We start from the raw sequence: 16,957 nt of genomic DNA, 5'->3' as shown, positions 1-16,957 counted from the left end.
GATGTGTCTTACCCCTCTGCGTGTCTTTAGACCGCAGAGGGTTCAATTTACCAACACTTGATAAAAATTTCTTGTATCGTACGTTTAATTACGATTAATTATAATGATTATGTCTAGTGATGCAATGACTCAACCAGAATTATCGACTTCCTCAGCCGATAAGCCCCACAATCCCCGCCAGATTCTGAGTGTACGAGAATTAAGTGCTTTGAATACGCGCTCTAACTACAAAGGGCTGGTTCAACTGGCTTTTCATCTAACTGTCATCGGATGCAGTGGCTACCTGTGGGTAACAAACTTTGGCAATTGGTCGCTAGCAATACCTGCACTGGCAATTTACGGCTTTAGTATTGCTGCCATGTTTGCACCTATGCATGAATGCGTTCACAGGACTGTTTTCATGAACAATTCTGTGAATGATGCTGTTGCTTGGTGTGCGGGCTTGCTCTCATTTTACAACAGTACTTTTTTCCGTCACTACCACAAATGGCACCACCTCTACACTCGCGTTCCTGACAAAGATCCGGAACTAACTGACCCCAAGCCGAGCAATCTGGGTAAATACTTGTTAATAATTAGTGGTTTACCCTGGTGGAAAGGAAAGATACGCGGGCATTTTCGCGCTGCACTTGGTCAACTTGACGATTGTCCATTTGTGCCAGAAACAGCACGAGGTGAAGTGATTCGCTCGACTCGCTGGCAATTAGCTGTTTATGCAGTGGTAATTATCCTCTCATTTGCAGTCAGACAGCCTTGGTTTATCGTTTATTGGCTACTACCGCTCGTTGTTGGTCAGCCGATTCTGCGTTTTATTCTACTGGCAGAACATACAGGTTGCACTCTTGACGCGAATTTGCTCACGAATACACGCACAACACTGACGCTTTTGCCTGTGCGATTTTTAATGTGGAATATGCCATTTCATGGGGAGCACCATTTATACCCATCAATTCCCTTCCACGCACTGCCGAAAGCCCATCAACAGTTGAGTTCACACTTTGCCCACATTGAGTCGGGCTACATCAAAGTCAACAGGGATATTATTGTTACATCCGGACGACCGGCTTGAAAAGACTACACAGTTTTCCCCTACACCCCTACACCGTTCGGCTGAGCGCTCACGGCGAAGCCCTTACACCCCTGTGTTTCTTGAGAGCATCATTAACTACATTGAGGCTGTGTGACAAATGCCAAAGAATCTTGAAGAACAATTCGCTTACCAGCATCAAGACCGTTATCGGCTGGAAAATATTCCGGAGTTTGTTAATTTTATCAAAAATGGTACAGAAGATTCACGCCTTAAAGCATTACAACAAATTGAAAAGATTCTTTTACGAATTCATAATACATATGCGATCGCCTGGGATTTTGGCGGTGTCTTGATGGATGGACATAATAAATTTTTTATTGAACTATATACACGCTCAAAAGGAGTTGATTTAAGCACTGAACAATTAACCCAACTTTGGCAGATTATCTTTAAAAGCGATCCGATTCCTGGTGTGAATTATGATGCTCTCAAAATTGGTCAGGCAACTCCGGAACAATTTGCTGCTCACTCAATTGGGCAGTTTAATACCGCGTTTGCGGCTACAGGAAAAGAACAGATTGAGATTACCAATCAAGAGATTCGGGATTTTCTAATTCTCTACTACAGTCATTACGAACCCAAGCATGAAACTGGCGAGATATTGCAGCGCCTTGAGCGACTAGGAATCCGCCAGTATGGGTTAACTAATAATTTTATGGCAAAAATAGAATATTTCTTGGAACAGGATGAGTTCGATTATTTGCAAGGACTGATTCAAATTGTATCTGAGAAGTTTGGTGTTAGCAAACCTAATCCCAAAATATATTTGTCGTTTAAACAGCACGCTTTTATTGACCGCTTTGCTCAGGACGTGTTAGAGCTAGACTTACCAAATTCGGCAATTTCTCAGTTATGGCAAGCTATCTTTCAAGAAAACAAAGAAGCTGAAAACTTTGTAGCATATGAGCAACAACGAATTAACTTAGAGCAAGTGAGCCAGTATGCTATCGCACAATATAATCAAGTATTAAAGGAACTTGGTTATGCTGCCGTTGATGTCACTTCATTTGCCAGCCGATGGCTAGATTTTTGGACGACTCAGTATGAACGAATTGGGCAGCAAACAATTTTTGTAGATGATAAAGTCAAAAACTTAAATCAAGCCTTTAAATATGAAGGAATATTAGGAGTTCATTATAATGCCAACGAAGGGCAAAAGTTAGCTGACCAACCCGTTCTGAAAGAATTCTTAGAGCAAGAACAACTCAAGCAAGTTGTCCAAACATTACGAGAACTCACAGCGATTGAGAATTCTGTAGGAGAGCGAGCAAAACTTGCCCTTGAACAGTTGATGCCGTTTCGCATTCGCCATGAAAAACTGAATTGGTCCCAAGCAAAAAAGCATCAGCCAATTATTGATGCAGTATCAGACAAGCAAATTTATACGCTGCTTCAGCAACATTATGAACAGCTTTATGCGACACATTTTCAGTTTGGTCAATTGGTAAGTTATCAGTATGCTCTCATTCATAGACTAGCCATATTACCTGAATACACTTATGATGATGCTCGTCAGATTGTACTGAAACTCTTCGAGACATCAGATCTATTTTTCAACCAAAACCGCGATTTTTCTACTTCGCAACAGGAAAGCGAAATACCGCAAGACATTGCAACTCATTTAAGTGACACAGAACAAACAGAGTCTATCCTAAAGAAAAGCTTACTGCCAGAGATTAAACGCAAGATTGTTGATTATATTGATGTCTTGGATGTGTCCCGTCAGTCCATCGTTCAAGGTTTGATAAGCCAATTGCAAACTCAAGTAGAGGATTTAGAAACACTCAAGCAATTCATGGAGCAATTACTGCGACAGCTTACTGTTTTGAAATCGATGCGAGTTGTGCCGTGGCAGCCGATTGAAGAATCATTTAAGCAGCTGCAAAAAAAGCTGACCTTAAGTTTGGAATCATCGAGTTTACAACAAACTCAATCATTTTTATTGCGTCAACTAGAAGAATGCTATCAGCAGTTAGAACTAGATGCACAAGAGATATCAATGGATTTAATGCCCTTAGAACGCATGATTGCTGAATGGGAGCAGGAGATTCATCAGTTAGAAAGTATTTATTTCCAGCAGTATCGCGATTGGAAGATTCTCAAAGAGCAGGAGAAAGTCGCCTTGTATCAAGATCCCCTGTTAGACGAGGTGCGTGAACAATTTCTAAGCGAGGATCTCTATGAATTTATGCGAACATTGATGCGACGGCTATATGATCTGCCACAGTGGAAAGACTTGACTAAGCCGACGATTATTTTGGTGAGTGGGGCATCCGGTTCGGGCAAATCAACTCTTTCAACGCAACTGGCTCAACTTTTTGGAATTCAAAAATTATTTTCTACTGATGAGGCTGGACGAGCTAATACCAAAGCGATTCTAGATTTTCTGTTTGGTGAAGAAGAAGCAGCAAACGCGTTTCCTGCTTTATACCAGTCCTCGTTTGAGGGGAGTATGCAACTATATTATAATCAGGCAATTTTGACGATGATCGGGGTGGAAGGACTCATTCAACGATTACAAAAACAAAACACATCGGCATTAATTGAAGGTGTAGGGTTAATGCCGGGGTTATTATCAGAGACAATTTTTGAACTCCTCAATGTTGATTGGCTGATTGTGCAAGTTGATCACGAACAGCATTGGCAACATTTTACCCTTCGGTCTGAGTCAGCAACGCAGCGAAGTGCCAAACGGTATCAGGCTAATTTTGATATGATTCGACAAATCCACGATCGCATCGTCGAAATGGCTTTAGCACATGGATTAACGATTGTGGAAAATAAAGGGTCGATTCAAGAAGCTGTAAGCATAGCGATCGAACGCATTAAAAGTCCCTTGGCTGACCAATTTTTCGAGATGAGCACAGATAGCATCCGAGACGCGATGAACGAGCTTTTAGCCCAGCAACGACAGCATTTGCCGGTGAAGGTTCGGTTTGATGTTAAACGTGCGGCAATGAATTTGGGAATAGAAGTAAATACAATTACTGAGCTTTTGTATCGCTTTGGATTTCAAGAAGTACCAAATCAGCGTCATCAGTGGATTCGACAACCTTTACGCAATGTGCAATTTATTCGGGGATAAGGTGCTCTATACTACATTTGGAGGGGTTCTCATCCTCCCACTGGAGGCTTGATAGTTTGAAAACACGTCCTAAAACTCAGGCAACTTGATCACGATTGAACCTTTTTCCCAGTCATCCGGTCTTATAAATACAAGCTAAAAACAAGCAACGTAACGAATAGAGAGGTACTCCTCAGGTGTTAGTTGTGCCACTTAACGTTTCAAAAGAAAGTCAATTCAACGGTAACTCAGAAAACGAATCTGATAGTTACTTGGTGCAACAATGTCTTTGTGGCAACTCTGAAAGTTTTCGTCAGCTTTACCGTCGCCATCAGCAGCGAGTGAGGTCAATCCTTTATCAGCTGTGCGATCCATCTTACCTGGATGATTTGGTGCAGGAGGTGTTTTTAAGAGCTTGGAAAGGTTTGCCCAAGTTTCGAGGAACGGCAAAATTCTCCACCTGGCTTTACCGGATTGCTTGGAATGTGGCTTCTGACCAGCGACAGAGAGTAATTCAAGGGCGGACTCAATTACAGACCCTTACTGAAAAAACTCCTATTCAAGAAGATGCCCCGGATCTAATGGATTTGCATTATCAAGATTTGGTGCAGAGGGGACTAGCAAATTTGAGCTTTGACCATCGCACGATTTTGGTTTTGCATGACTTAGAGGAAGTACCTCAAAAAGAGGTAGCTCAAATCTTAAACATTCCTTTGGGAACAGTCAAGTCACGCCTATTCCACGCCCGTGCTGCCATGCGTCAATTTCTTCAGCAACAAGGAGTGCTGTTATGAGTGAGTTTCCGAATGATGACAAAGACCTAATTCATTTTCTGCGTCAGCATCGTTCTAAAGTTCCACCTGCATCACTGGATTTGGAAAAGCGGATCTTACAACAGGTACAAGTTTCGCCCATACAACTTGTGCGCCACTTTTCACAGATGTGGTTGGTTCCACCCGTTATAGCAGCTGGATTAGTAGCTGCTGTGGTTAGTTATCGTGCCTTAATACCTATACAACCAAGCGCAGCTGAAGTTGCGACTTTAGAGACATTTATCGAAAACAACTGGCATTGTATACTTAGCCCAGAAGGCGATGTTTTTTACCAAAATGAACCAGCGACTGATTAATCTACAAGGATGAACACTTTGAACATCCGATGAATAGCGCTGTCACACTATCAAATTATAAACAAACAACTATGATTTCAACTACCTCAATATTGCAACAAACCAAGGCGATCGCTGCCATACAAATATCTGCCCTTAAAATAGTAGCAAGATTCATAGTTGTTCTTGTAGTTATTTATTATGGAACTTTCCTGGATGTCTTGTCAGGTACAAGGCAAGACTGAATCCTTGAAGTAGCAATTGGGCAAAGCCAATCATCTTTACAGCCGCTCTGCGCAGAGCGCAGATCGCGTAAGCGCAGCGTCTCGTAGAGAAGCTATCGCATGTGTGCGTAGTGAGTACGTTCTATTCATCTACTAGTTACTAAAGACAAGTTTTATGTTTCTCCATCGTACTACTTTTATAATTGCGGCTACAATGATTGCTCTTGGTACTAGTATCGCTCTTGCCAAGCCAAATTCAATGTTACCTCAAGTCCTTGCTCAAAACCCCGCACCTACAAAGCGTCCGCAACGTGGTCAAGCTGGGTGGTTGAAGGATTTAAACCTGACACCACAGCAGATACAACAAATTAAAACGATTCGTACTCAATCCAAAGACCAAACTGCCCAAAAAAGACAGGCAATTCGTCAAGCGCAGCAGGAATTGAAAGCTCTCATGGCAGCGACAGCATCCAAAGACCAAGTGCGCGATAAATATAACCAACTCAGAACGCTCAGACAGGAGCTTGCTGATATTCAGTTTGACAATACACTTGCCATCCGAGAAGTTTTGAACCCAGAACAACGGCAGAAGTTTGCTGAGCAAATGCACAACAAACGGTAGTAAATTTCCAAACCAGAACGAGTATGAAACCAAAGTACTGGGTGGTATCAACTTTTGTGTTGCTAGGAGGAATCGTACTCAACCAGTGCAGCCCCCCAACTCCAGGCAGCATTAATCTTGGGTAGCCCAGAATTTATGCGACCCTAACAGCTTTTAAGAAACACAGGGAACGCTTAACGCTTAACAGACTTGAAAATCTCTTGGTGAGCGTGTTTTCTCATTAGTTCGTGTCCTAATCTAACTGGCGACTGCAATACTATAAAAAGCCTAGATTGTCAACAATCTAGGCTTAGCAAAAACACACAAAATTGAGAATTGCGGCAATTTTCAGATAGATAGACCAAAGTCGCAGGAGTACAAAAAAATTGCACCCTTACGAACGATGTAGTTCATCTAGGTGAAAACAGCCGCATAGTATACAAGTATTATATAAACTTTTCCCAAAAGAGCAAATCCAATTTTTAATTATAGAGTCTAGTAGTTTGTCTCTGGTGGCAGTAAAAAGGCAAACAGCTCCCCCAAATAAAGTAAGCGTTCTGATTCTAATTCTAAAAGTACAGTGCGAAACCTCACCCCTTCCCCTCTCCTTAGTCTACCGTGTACACACCAGATCGCTTTTCACCCTCCGGGGATGTCCTCCGGACACGCTACGCTAACGCCAGATGCCTACTAGGTCGGGAGAGCCCTCCGGGTTCGGGGGTAGCCCCTAAGGGGCAAAGCTCGCCGGGGGGATACTCCCCCCGGCAGACTTTGGCGCTGCGCAAACGCAATCGACGGGAAACGGAGCCACTGCGGTGGTGAGGCAGTCCGGTCTTGGTGGTTTCCCCAAGGAGGAACTGCCGAAAGGGTCTCCCGGCATAAAGCAGGTGGCGTCCAAGACTGCGACCCCCTCACCGTCATTCGCACTGCAGGTCTGACCTCACCCTCGCTTGAATCGGCGCTAAAATCTTTCCCTCTGCGAGCTTTGGAGAGGGATGCCCGACAGGGTTGGGTGAGGTTCCTTTGGGAGTTTTGGGTAATTCGATGACTTGTGTGTACACTGTAGCTACTGCTAAATCTCACACCTCACGTGATGCTTCAATTAACAAGGTCTTATTCTGCACTGCTGGCACCTTCACCACCATTTTCTTATTAAACGTCAACCCATGATCTGCTTTGTCAATCACAATTGTGTCGCCAGGGACAAAAGTATTCTCCAATAGCTTAGTCGCGACGGGGTTTTCCACTTCTCGCTGCAGTGCTCGTTTAATGGGACGTGCGCCGTATACTGGGTCATATCCTGTTTCCACGAGGTAATCACAAGCGGCTGTTGATATCTCCAAAGAAATCTTCTGTTCTTGTAGAAGACTTTCCACCCGCTTGAGTTGAATGCGGATGATGTGTCGCATTTCGCTGCGGCTGAGGGTGTGGAAGAGAATGGTGTCATCAACGCGGTTGAGGAATTCTGGACGGAAGTGCGATCGCAAAGCATGCATGACTCGGTTCTGCATCTTTTCATAATTGGCGTCGTCACCAGATATGTCCAGTATGTGTTCGCTACCAATGTTACTGGTCATGACAATCACAGTGTTGCGGAAATCTACTGTTCGTCCTTGCGAGTCAGTAATTCTGCCGTCATCTAATACTTGCAACAGAATATTAAACACATCCGGGTGAGCTTTTTCCACTTCATCCAACAGCACCACCGAGTACGGACGACGACGAATGGCTTCGGAAAGTTGACCACCTTCTTCGTAACCTACGTATCCGGGAGGTGCACCTACCAAACGGGAAACGGAGTGTTTCTCCATATACTCGGACATATCCAAACGCACTAAAGCGTCATCAGAATCAAAGAGAAACTGTGCTAAAGCGCGGGCGAGTTCTGTTTTACCAACTCCTGTTGGTCCCATGAACAAGAACGAACCAATCGGGCGACTGGGGTCTTTCATTCCCGCACGCGCACGACGAATTGCTGCTGAGACAGCACAAACGGCTTCTTGTTGTCCAACAACTCGCTGGTGTAGATGTGTCTCAAGTTGCAGCAACTTTTGGCGTTCAGATTCCAACAGGCGGTTTACAGGAATTCCCGTCCATTTTGCCACAATTTCAGCAATATCGGCTTCCGTCACCTGTTCGCGTAGCAGGGTTGCACCTGTACTTTGAATTTCTAGCAACTGGACTTCTTTGGCTTCGCGATCGCGCTGCACTCCCTCCAACTTGCCATACTTCAACTGTGCGGCTTTGTTCAAATCATAAGCGCGTTCTGCTTGTTCAATTTGCACTCGCAGCTTTTCTTCTTCTTGCTTTAAGGCACTTATTGCTTCCAGTAGCTGTTTTTCACCTTGCCACTGTCCATTGAATTCTTGCTGTTTTTCCGTCAAATTGACAATTTCTTGCTCAATTCGCGCCAAACGCTCTTTTGTCTGAATCGTAGCTTTCTCTTCCCCAGCCAACGACAGCTTTTCCATTTCTAGCTGCATCAACCGTCGGTCAATATTTTCCAATTCTGTTGGTTTGGAGGTTATCTCCATTTTCAACTGTGCCGCTGCTTCATCCACCAAGTCAATAGCTTTATCTGGTAAGAAGCGGTCAGAAATGTAACGCGCAGACAGTGTTGCTGCTGCTACCAGCGCTGAATCCGAAATTTTAACATTGTGATGAACTTCGTAGCGCTCTTTCAGCCCCCGCAGAATAGAAATTGTATTTTCCACACTGGGCTGATCAACAAAAACTTGCTGAAAACGCCGTTCCAAAGCCGCATCTTTTTCTATATATTTGCGGTACTCATCCAAAGTTGTTGCACCAATGCAGCGCAGTTCTCCTCGCGCTAACATGGGTTTGAGCAAATTTCCTGCATCCATCGCCCCTTGTTGGCCAGAACCAGTCCCAACGACGGTGTGCAGTTCATCAATAAACAGCACAATTTGACCATTGGATTCTATCACTTCCTTGAGGACAGATTTCAATCGGTCTTCAAATTCACCCCGGTATTTTGCTCCAGCAATCAAGCTACCAATATCCAATGACATGAGTTGGCGGTTTTTCAAAGATTCTGGAACATCACCATTGACTATACGCTGTGCTAATGCTTCTGCGATCGCCGTCTTCCCAACTCCAGGTTCACCAATCAGTACAGGGTTATTCTTACTACGACGAGACAACACTTGTATGACTCGGCGGATTTCATCATCCCGTCCTATCACCGGGTCAAGCTTACCAGATTTTGCTTGTTCTGTCAAGTCTCTGCCAAACTTTTGCAGAGCTTCGTAACGAGATTCTGGGTTTTGATCGCTCACCTTTTGGCTACCGCGAACTGTTTTGATCGCAGCCTCTAGCTTTGCGGTGTCTAAGTTAAAGCTTTTATATATCTTTCGTCCGATGCGTTCATCTTCTGCAAAAGCTAAAAGCAAGTGTTCAATAGAAATGTAGGAATCTTTCATCCTAGCTCTTGCTTCTTCAGCTCGGTCTAGTAATGTATCTAAGCTACGACTAAGATAGAGCTGCTCAGATTTACCCACTTTCGGTTGACGTTGGGTAAATGCTTCTACTTGCTGTTGCAAGCGCAAGGCGTCAATTTCACAACGGGCGAGAATGCGTGTTGCAAGTCCAGTGGGTTCCTCTAATAACGCAATCAGTAAATGTTCAACATCAAGTTGCTGTTGTTGATATGCTCGAACAATATCCTGTGATTTGACTATTGCTTCCCAAGCTTTATCAGTAAATTTATTTGGATCTGTAGGCTGCATCTTTACAATTTTAGATTTTAGATTTTGGATTTCGGATTTTGGGTTTTAGATTTTAGATTTTGGATTTTAAAGTAGATGTTGTCAAATTAATATCCAATCATTTTTAGGGTGTATCCGCTTGTATCTGCGGTTGCAATTTGAGAATACTTTGCAATCAGCCCTTTAATCATGACTCGCCGCTGACTTTAAAAGGAAATCACCGTTCTCAAGGCACCTTGCCAGATGGTATTATTTGAGCTATCGTTGTTTGCGTTTGTGACTACTGAAAATATGGGTGTGATACTAACATTGTCGCTTAGCTCCAGATTATAAAATGCCTCAATGTTTGTCTGGGTGGTATTTCCCAAACCATCGGTGACAAAAGGTTGACCTACGGCGATACCCCCAACTGTACCGGGAATCCCGAGGTTACGAATACCAAAGCCGACTGCCCAACTAAAAGGATTGATATCCAAATTTTGGTTAATCGCGGTGTTAAACCCTTGGTAATTCCCAAATCCTAGGCGAGTAAAAATGCCTAGATTCCTGTTTAAGGCATATTCGGCATTAACCCCGAAAGCGTTAATGTCGGTGTTGTTGATTTCGGCCCTAGTATATTGTAGTCTTAATGCTAATTGATTGCTGAGTGAGTATTCCACTTCTGCACTGGCTTGATATCTATCCTTAAATAAACCACCACTGCCATTTGAGCTGACAACATTTGCATCAGCAGCGATGTAGAGAGAACGAATTGTCAATGCACTACCACCTGGATTCCAGGATATCGCCACTCCTGCACCGCCATATCGGTCAATTTGGTTTTGAACAATCAAAGGGTTATTAATAAAAAAACTGGAACTAAAATCAACCGCCTCGTTGTTAGCATATCTATTACGATCAATGAAATCTCTTGGAGACATTTTTGCTCCAACACTCACAGATAAATCTGACGCGGGACGAAAAGAGTAGTACAAACGTCTTAGCTTAAAAGCGGAGTCAACATCCACATAATCTAGTCCGCCACCACTGGCGATTAAACCACTCGTTCCCAGAAGGTTTAAGTTTTTGCTTTTTTGTGCTCGTCCTATAGCATCATCGCCATTGTTACCAGCTTCTAACTGAGTCAGGAGTAAATCATTACTGTTAAAGCTAGTTAATAAATTCAACCGCTCGCGCGAGACTATGGTAGAATTAGCACCACTACCTTGTGTAAAAGCAACAATAGCTTGACCTTGAAGTTTGGTTGTCGCGGAAAATCGATGTGCTTCCAGCCGCGTCACGCGATCGTCCATTTTGTTGAGTCTTTTTGCCAAGTCATCCAAAGCTGAACGATATTCTCTTTCTAAGCGTCGTAAAGTTATCAAGTCTTGCTGAATGAACTCATCGCGAAAACCACTGCCAATCAGGCTATCGAGTTTATCCATCGTAGCCGCCAAACCCGCAGCAAATTCATAACGAGACAGAGGACGGTTTCCACCAAACGTGTGATCCGGATAACCAGAGAGGACACCATAACGTTCCATGAGCGATCGCAACGCCTGATACGCCCAATCACTCGGTTGAACATCAGACAATTGCGAAACCGAAGGTTGTTGAGGTGACGTATTGATATTTGTGTCAGGATTACCAGACTCATTGGCTGGAGTCGGGGGATCTGGCATCTGGGCATTTTTGTTCAGATTACCAGATTTGTTTACAGATTGGGACTCTGTATCCAGGGATATTACAGATGCTTCGGGAAATTCTGCCGCTGTTGCTTCACCAGCAGACTGTTTAATATTCTCTGGTATCGCCTCATACAAGTCATTTTCTTGAGAAAAAATCGGAACAGCAGTTTCTTGCTGCTTTGGAGAAGGCAAAGAATTCGCGGCTTTTGGAAAGCAGATGATTTGGCTAGGAATTCCCCAAATGAGTAAACTCCAAGCCCATAAATTTCCAGAACGAATTCTTTGCCTGAGACATTGCTTTACGCTCAACTCCATCACACCTATACTTTTTTACTTTTGGTTATATAGCAGGGAACGCTTAACAGTGAACAGTGAACAGTAAACAGTGAACAGTAAACAGTGAACAGTAAACAGTCAAAACTGGTAACTGGTAACCCTTCGGGTTCGCAGTCGCCTAGGTCGGGAGACCCTCCTGCAGCGCTGACTCACTGGTAACTGGTAACTGCTATATTTACTGGTTTACCATTTGCGGTTCTGTTTCTTGTTTCACAGCCTCTTCTTGAGGTTTCGTCTGAATCAGTTCTACTTTATACCCATTTGGATCTTCCACAAAAGCAATGACTGTAGAACCGTGTTTCATTGGTCCTGGTTCGCGTACGACTTTACCACCAAGCTTTTTGATTTCCTCACAAGTCGTGTAAATATCATCAACTCCAATGGCAATATGTCCGTAAGCATCTCCCAAGTCGTACTTTTCCGTACCCCAGTTATAAGTAAGTTCTAGCACTGTCTTTTCACTTTCATCACCGTAACCAACAAAAGCCAGAGTAAACTCTCCCCCAGGATAGTCTTTTTGACGCAATAGCTTCATTCCCAAGAGATCACAGTAGAACTTCAGGGATTCTTCAAGGTTACCTACCCGTAGCATTGTGTGCAAGAATCGCATAATTATCTCACTTTTGCTTTGATGTTTTGTGGTTCAGCTCAATATTGTAATCTGGCAACCGTTTTCATACTGGAGAAGATGACTCAGATCTTGCATCACTTTAAATTAGCCAATTTTGACCGCCTCAGAATTAATTCCGAGGCTCACAACCCAAGTCTACTAAAGTAGACTTAAAGGCTTGTGCAGTCTACTTTAGTAGACTTTTGCTATTCGAGTGGGATTTCAATCCCAGGCGGACGAGAATGCAAGGTGTGAGAATTGTGCAAGATCTCAGATGAGGAGGATTTTACTCTCCCTCACCCCCTCACCCCCTCATTCCCTCACTGCGACAACTCCAGCCCTCCTCGGTAGCCAGTGATCAGACGACTACCGTCTTTGAAAATATGAACTTCTATTTGGTCGCTTGCCCAGGTAATTTGATCTTTCAAATCAGGATTAAAAACGTGAACACGTTGATTGCTGGAAGAAACAGGAGATAATGGTGAATTAAGTGCTAACGACTGGATATATGGACCATCAATTAAAATGTCCAATTGGTTCAAGAGATCTTGAGCGGCAGCTGGGGCATGTTGGGATTGTAACTGCTCTAGGGTAAACCCAGAAAAAGACATCACATTCAGTCCAGCTGCTTTTATCTTAGAAGCGAGAATCGCCAGTGCAGGGGCTTGCCAAAACGGTTCCCCTCCAGAAAATGTCACTCCCTGGTTGCGAGGATTACTCAAAATTTTCTCCGCAAGGCTGTCAATTGATATAAGTTGATTCATTTCAAATGACCAGGACTCAACATTAAAACAACCTGGGCACTCTCGCAAACACCCCTGCACCCAAACAACAGCACGACACCCAGGACCATTCACCTCTGATTCATCGATATAGCCCATAATGTTGAGATATCCGGCAGGAATTTCGATTAAAGCTGGGTAAGGGTCAGTTTTCTTTTGGGTCATTGTCTTTTCCTCTTGTTAAGGGATATACATATTTGCAGGGTAGATGCAAAAAAGTTTGAGGAACTTTTGAGGAGGATAAGGGAGAGAGGGAGTAATCATTGGTGTCAACTTAACATTCAAATCCTTATACTACGTCGTTGATTTGACCTCACCCCCCTTCGGGTTCACCAGTCGCCTAGGTCGGGAAAACGCCAGGTGCTACAACGGGGCGGCACGTTATGTTCCCCCGCTTCCCCCCAAAAGCTGCCTTGGGAACCCCAACGCCCTTCGGGTTCGCCAGTCGCCTAGGTCGGGAGACCCCTTCGGGTTCGCCAGATGCCTGCGGAGGGAGACCCTCCCGCAGCACTGGTCTCACCTCCTGCAGCGCTGGTCTCACCAGATGCCTGCGACGGGAAACCCGTCTATGTCCTGCGGACACGCTACGCTATCAGCACTGGCTCCGCAACGCACTGGCTCCCCTCCTGCAGCGCTGGATTCACCGTAAAGCTACGCTATGGCTAACGCCACGCTGCGCTATCACATCCCCTCTCCGCAAGTTCGGAGAGGGGCGGTTTTGGCGCAAGACAAAACCGGGGTGAGGTAAGCGGGACAATTGTGAGCGAGTAGAATAAGGCATGATGTAACGTAATGACAAGGGTTTTAGCTTAAGTTGACACCAATCGGCAGTAACTTCTCCCTCTTGATCCCCCAAATCCAGTGGAAATCTTCGTTAAACGAGAGCGCATAGAGTCCCACAAGCGCATATGCTAGATGGTCGGAGATCCGCATTTCACTTTTTGTAAACGGCAGAAAGAACGCACGCTAAACAAAGGATGGAGAACAGATGTTTGACACTGCGATCGAAGGTATTGTTGCCCGTGAAATCCTTGACTCTCGGGGTAGACCAACAATTGAAGCAGAAGTGCATTTGGTCAATGGTGCGATAGGATTGGCGCAGGTTCCCAGTGGTGCGTCTACTGGCACTTTTGAAGCGCACGAACTGAGGGATAAGGATAAAGCACGTTATGGGGGTAAGGGCGTACTCAAGGCGGTGCAAAATGTTAAAGAAGCACTTGCTCCAAAGTTGCTCAAAATGGATGCCCTCAACCAGGAACTGCTCGATCGCACGATGATTGCCTTAGATGGTTCCTCCAATAAATCCCATCTTGGTGCTAATGCGATTCTAGCGGTTTCTTTAGCAGCAGCCAAAGCCGGGGCTGAGTCTTTGGGAATTCCTCTCTATCGCTATTTAGGCGGTCCACTGGCAAATTTGTTACCCGTACCGCTGATGAACGTGATTAACGGCGGTGCACACGCAGCAAATAACGTGGATTTTCAAGAGTTTATGGTTGTCCCGATTGGGGCGTCTTCTTTCCGAGAAGCTTTGCGCTGGGGTGCGGAGGTGTTTGCTACTCTCAGTCAAGTGTTGGATGAGAAAGGTTTACTGACTGGTGTTGGCGATGAAGGCGGATTTGCCCCCAATCTGGAGTCGAATCAGGTGGCGTTGGAATTGCTGGTTGCAGCGATTGAGAAGGCTGGCTATAAACCAGGAGAACAAGTTGCTTTGGCGTTGGATGTTGCGGCGAGTGAGTTTTACAAAGATGGGCAGTATGTCTACGACGGTAAACCTCACTCTGGGGGTGAGTTTGTTGATTATCTCGGGCAACTGGTTGACCAATACCCCATTGTGTCAATTGAAGATGGCTTGCATGAGGAAGATTGGCAAAATTGGCAGTTACTCACCCAGAAGCTGGGTTCTCGCGTGCAGTTGGTAGGTGATGACTTGTTTGTCACCAACGTTACGCGCTTGCAAAAAGGAATTGAACAAAAAGCTGCTAACGCGATTTTGATTAAACTCAATCAAATTGGTTCGTTGACAGAAACTTTGCAAACAATTGACTTGGCGACTCGCAACAGTTTTCGCTCAGTCATTAGCCATCGTTCTGGCGAAACAGAAGACACAACAATTGCTGACTTAGCCGTCGCAACTCGTGCAGGTCAAATCAAGACAGGTTCTCTGTGTCGCAGCGAACGGGTAGCAAAATATAACCGTTTGCTACGCATCGAGGATGAGTTGGGTGAACTCGCCGTTTATGCTGGTGCTGTGGGATTAGGACCGAATTGATTTTTTTAATCAGTGGTGGTTCAAGCCCCCACTGATTGCCTTAATTTTTGCAAAATTTTGTGAATCTTTAGTTAGACTTGCAGGCTGGTTTTGCTTTTGGTTTATGTCGTTGACAAAAGCCCCGGTACTTTTTGTCGCATCAAATAGCACTCAATCGCGCTTTATAATTTCGGTTGTGCGGCAAGCCTTACAACTTGTTCATCCAGCAATAGCGCTTGAGCTATCTGTTCAATACTCAAACCCAAAGCCAATAACTGAGGTATGGTTAGCAATTTACGGGTTGACTTTTGACGAGTTGACATGATATCGTATAGATGATGGAAAAGGTGTGCGCAGGCGAACCCACCTCTTCAAGATTGTTACCACAGTTGTTGTAATCGAGATCTTACCCTGCCCTATCGGGAATTGCCTCGTTAAGCGCCTCTGGGCTGGGAATGTATTTCGAGAGGCTCTGCTTCGGCAAGTCTTGCCTGGTGGAGGCGGAGCCAAGGCGTGGATGGGTTCCCAGCCTGAAGGCTGAGAACCAGTCAAAAACATAATTCTGATGAGATTGCTTCCCTACACCCTTCGGGGAAGACCTTCGGTCTGGCTGCGCTAACGCCAGTCGCCTAGGTCGGAAAACCCTTCGGGTTCGCCAGATGCCTGCGGAGGGAGACCCTCCCGCAGCACTGGTCTCACCTCCTGCAGCGCTGGTCTCACTGCGTTTTGGTCGCTGCGGACATTTTACGTTTAATTTGGTTACTCTACTTAACAAACCAATTTTCAACCCTTAAGTCATTAAAAAACTCAAAATCAGAAACATTATTCGTTACCAAAATTAAATTATTACTGTAAGCAATACTCGCAATTTGAGCATCTACAAAAGCTGGAGTTTTGCCAATCTTGGATAATCTAGCCCTTTCTTGAGCGTGCCATTGTGCCGCCTTTAAATCATAATCAAAGACTGGTAAATTTAAGATCGACTCATGAATATAATTCCAAAGGGACTCTCGCCGCTTAGATTCGCTCAAGCGCAAACAACCATGTAGAATTTCATGAACAACAACACTAGAAACGACAACTTCTGACTTATGAATATCTAGTTTGTGCAAAATATTGGCATTAGGGATAGGACGTGCTGGCTCAGAGATAATATTGGTATCAAGTAAAAATTTCCATTTCATAGATCAATTTCTCTTCCCACACTCTTATCTCGTAAATCAGCGAAATCCTGATCAGTAAAGATAATCCCCTCGCTTTGGATTACCTTTCTAAATTTTTGTAATCCCTCCCAAAAATGATCTCCTCTAGATTCCTCTTTCTTTTTCCGCAGAAACTCAAATAAATAGTCCCGTTCTTCTGTAGACAAACTGTTAATAGAATTAATAATTTCTTGTAAAGTCATCAAGTGAAGCTCCTCTAAACTGAACTTCCATCTTATACCGTTTCACTTTAAAGAAAAGGCGATAAGCCTCCGGACTTCGGCGTGAGCGCTCAGT

14 protein-coding genes are annotated in these 16,957 nt (G+C 44.4%); 7 read left to right on the top strand and 7 right to left on the bottom strand.

Annotated elements, in window-relative coordinates:
* The first annotated feature begins 109 nt into the window (after positions 1-109).
* From DP114_RS31405 to DP114_RS31380, 6 genes are all read left to right on the top strand, one after another.
* On the top strand, positions 110-1,069 hold the full coding sequence (locus tag DP114_RS31405) for a fatty acid desaturase family protein (RefSeq protein ID WP_171977994.1): 960 nt from the start codon (positions 110-112) through the stop codon (positions 1,067-1,069).
* A gap of 118 nt (positions 1,070-1,187) precedes the next feature.
* On the top strand, positions 1,188-4,175 hold the full coding sequence (locus DP114_RS31400; protein ID WP_171977993.1) for an HAD family hydrolase: 2,988 nt from the start codon (positions 1,188-1,190) through the stop codon (positions 4,173-4,175).
* A gap of 185 nt (positions 4,176-4,360) precedes the next feature.
* The gene (locus DP114_RS31395) at positions 4,361-4,948 is read left to right on the top strand and encodes a sigma-70 family RNA polymerase sigma factor (protein ID WP_246162921.1); all 588 of its coding nucleotides are present in this window, start codon (positions 4,361-4,363) and stop codon (positions 4,946-4,948) included.
* Positions 4,945-5,283, top strand: coding sequence for a hypothetical protein (locus DP114_RS31390; protein WP_169267900.1), 339 nt, complete (start codon positions 4,945-4,947; stop codon positions 5,281-5,283). The genes DP114_RS31395 and DP114_RS31390 overlap by 4 nt, the downstream gene beginning before the upstream one ends.
* Before the next feature lie 71 nt (positions 5,284-5,354).
* The gene (locus DP114_RS31385; RefSeq protein WP_169267901.1) at positions 5,355-5,507 is read left to right on the top strand and encodes a hypothetical protein; all 153 of its coding nucleotides are present in this window, start codon (positions 5,355-5,357) and stop codon (positions 5,505-5,507) included.
* Positions 5,508-5,661: 154 nt separating this feature from the next.
* Positions 5,662-6,108 carry a Spy/CpxP family protein refolding chaperone gene (locus tag DP114_RS31380; RefSeq protein WP_169267902.1) on the top strand — a complete coding sequence of 149 codons (447 nt, stop codon included), beginning with the start codon at positions 5,662-5,664 and terminating at the stop codon, positions 6,106-6,108.
* Between the two features lie 1,058 nt (positions 6,109-7,166).
* Here the strand turns inward: DP114_RS31380 and clpB are convergent.
* The 4 genes from clpB to DP114_RS31360 all read right to left on the bottom strand — a co-directional run bounded on the left by clpB (position 7,167) and on the right by DP114_RS31360 (position 13,375).
* A complete protein-coding gene (clpB, locus tag DP114_RS31375; RefSeq protein ID WP_169267903.1) occupies positions 7,167-9,836 on the bottom strand; it encodes an ATP-dependent chaperone ClpB in 2,670 nt (889 codons plus the stop codon).
* Between the two features lie 185 nt (positions 9,837-10,021).
* Positions 10,022-11,797 carry an iron uptake porin gene (locus DP114_RS31370; RefSeq protein ID WP_171977992.1) on the bottom strand — a complete coding sequence of 592 codons (1,776 nt, stop codon included), beginning with the start codon at positions 11,795-11,797 and terminating at the stop codon, positions 10,022-10,024.
* 196 nt (positions 11,798-11,993) lie between these two features.
* The gene (gloA, locus tag DP114_RS31365) at positions 11,994-12,428 is read right to left on the bottom strand and encodes a lactoylglutathione lyase (protein WP_171977991.1); all 435 of its coding nucleotides are present in this window, start codon (positions 12,426-12,428) and stop codon (positions 11,994-11,996) included.
* 320 nt (positions 12,429-12,748) lie between these two features.
* Positions 12,749-13,375 carry a 4Fe-4S single cluster domain-containing protein gene (locus DP114_RS31360; RefSeq protein WP_171977990.1) on the bottom strand — a complete coding sequence of 209 codons (627 nt, stop codon included), beginning with the start codon at positions 13,373-13,375 and terminating at the stop codon, positions 12,749-12,751.
* Between the two features lie 823 nt (positions 13,376-14,198).
* Here DP114_RS31360 and eno point away from each other — a divergent pair.
* The gene (eno, locus tag DP114_RS31355) at positions 14,199-15,479 is read left to right on the top strand and encodes a phosphopyruvate hydratase (protein ID WP_169267998.1); all 1,281 of its coding nucleotides are present in this window, start codon (positions 14,199-14,201) and stop codon (positions 15,477-15,479) included.
* A gap of 161 nt (positions 15,480-15,640) precedes the next feature.
* On the opposite strand, the gene DP114_RS31350 is transcribed toward eno, so the two are convergent.
* The 3 genes from DP114_RS31350 to DP114_RS31340 form a co-directional block, all read right to left on the bottom strand.
* Complete coding sequence (locus DP114_RS31350; RefSeq protein ID WP_211178698.1) at positions 15,641-15,781, bottom strand: hypothetical protein; 141 nt, start codon at positions 15,779-15,781, stop codon at positions 15,641-15,643.
* A gap of 441 nt (positions 15,782-16,222) precedes the next feature.
* Positions 16,223-16,642, bottom strand: a complete 420-nt coding sequence (locus DP114_RS31345) for a type II toxin-antitoxin system VapC family toxin (RefSeq protein WP_169267997.1) — start codon at positions 16,640-16,642, stop codon at positions 16,223-16,225.
* Positions 16,639-16,866: a hypothetical protein gene (locus DP114_RS31340; RefSeq protein ID WP_370460843.1), complete on the bottom strand. Its 228-nt coding sequence runs from the start codon at positions 16,864-16,866 to the stop codon at positions 16,639-16,641. Before DP114_RS31340 ends, DP114_RS31345 begins: the two co-directional genes overlap by 4 nt.
* Between the last annotated feature and the right edge of the window lie 91 nt (positions 16,867-16,957).

This window comes from Brasilonema sennae CENA114, from assembly GCF_006968745.1.
Classification (GTDB): domain Bacteria; phylum Cyanobacteriota; class Cyanobacteriia; order Cyanobacteriales; family Nostocaceae; genus Brasilonema; species Brasilonema sennae.
The sequence above is the reverse complement of the archived record's forward strand: the minus strand, read 5'-3'. Positions and strand labels throughout refer to the sequence as shown.

Bases quoted from the DNA above. Each gene is read 5' to 3' on its own strand.
- DP114_RS31405 (WP_171977994.1), top strand. From the start codon at position 110: ATGTCTAGTGATGCAATGACTCAACCAGAATTATCGACTTCCTCAGCC.
- DP114_RS31400 (WP_171977993.1), top strand. From the start codon at position 1,188: ATGCCAAAGAATCTTGAAGAACAATTCGCTTACCAGCATCAAGACCGT.
- DP114_RS31390 (WP_169267900.1), top strand. From the start codon at position 4,945: ATGAGTGAGTTTCCGAATGATGACAAAGACCTAATTCATTTTCTGCGT.
- DP114_RS31385 (WP_169267901.1), top strand. From the start codon at position 5,355: ATGATTTCAACTACCTCAATATTGCAACAAACCAAGGCGATCGCTGCC.
- DP114_RS31380 (WP_169267902.1), top strand. From the start codon at position 5,662: ATGTTTCTCCATCGTACTACTTTTATAATTGCGGCTACAATGATTGCT.
- clpB (WP_169267903.1), bottom strand. From the start codon at position 9,836: ATGCAGCCTACAGATCCAAATAAATTTACTGATAAAGCTTGGGAAGCA.
- DP114_RS31370 (WP_171977992.1), bottom strand. From the start codon at position 11,797: ATGGAGTTGAGCGTAAAGCAATGTCTCAGGCAAAGAATTCGTTCTGGA.
- gloA (WP_171977991.1), bottom strand. From the start codon at position 12,428: ATGCGATTCTTGCACACAATGCTACGGGTAGGTAACCTTGAAGAATCC.
- DP114_RS31360 (WP_171977990.1), bottom strand. From the start codon at position 13,375: ATGACCCAAAAGAAAACTGACCCTTACCCAGCTTTAATCGAAATTCCT.
- eno (WP_169267998.1), top strand. From the start codon at position 14,199: ATGTTTGACACTGCGATCGAAGGTATTGTTGCCCGTGAAATCCTTGAC.
- DP114_RS31350 (WP_211178698.1), bottom strand. From the start codon at position 15,781: ATGTCAACTCGTCAAAAGTCAACCCGTAAATTGCTAACCATACCTCAG.
- DP114_RS31345 (WP_169267997.1), bottom strand. From the start codon at position 16,642: ATGAAATGGAAATTTTTACTTGATACCAATATTATCTCTGAGCCAGCA.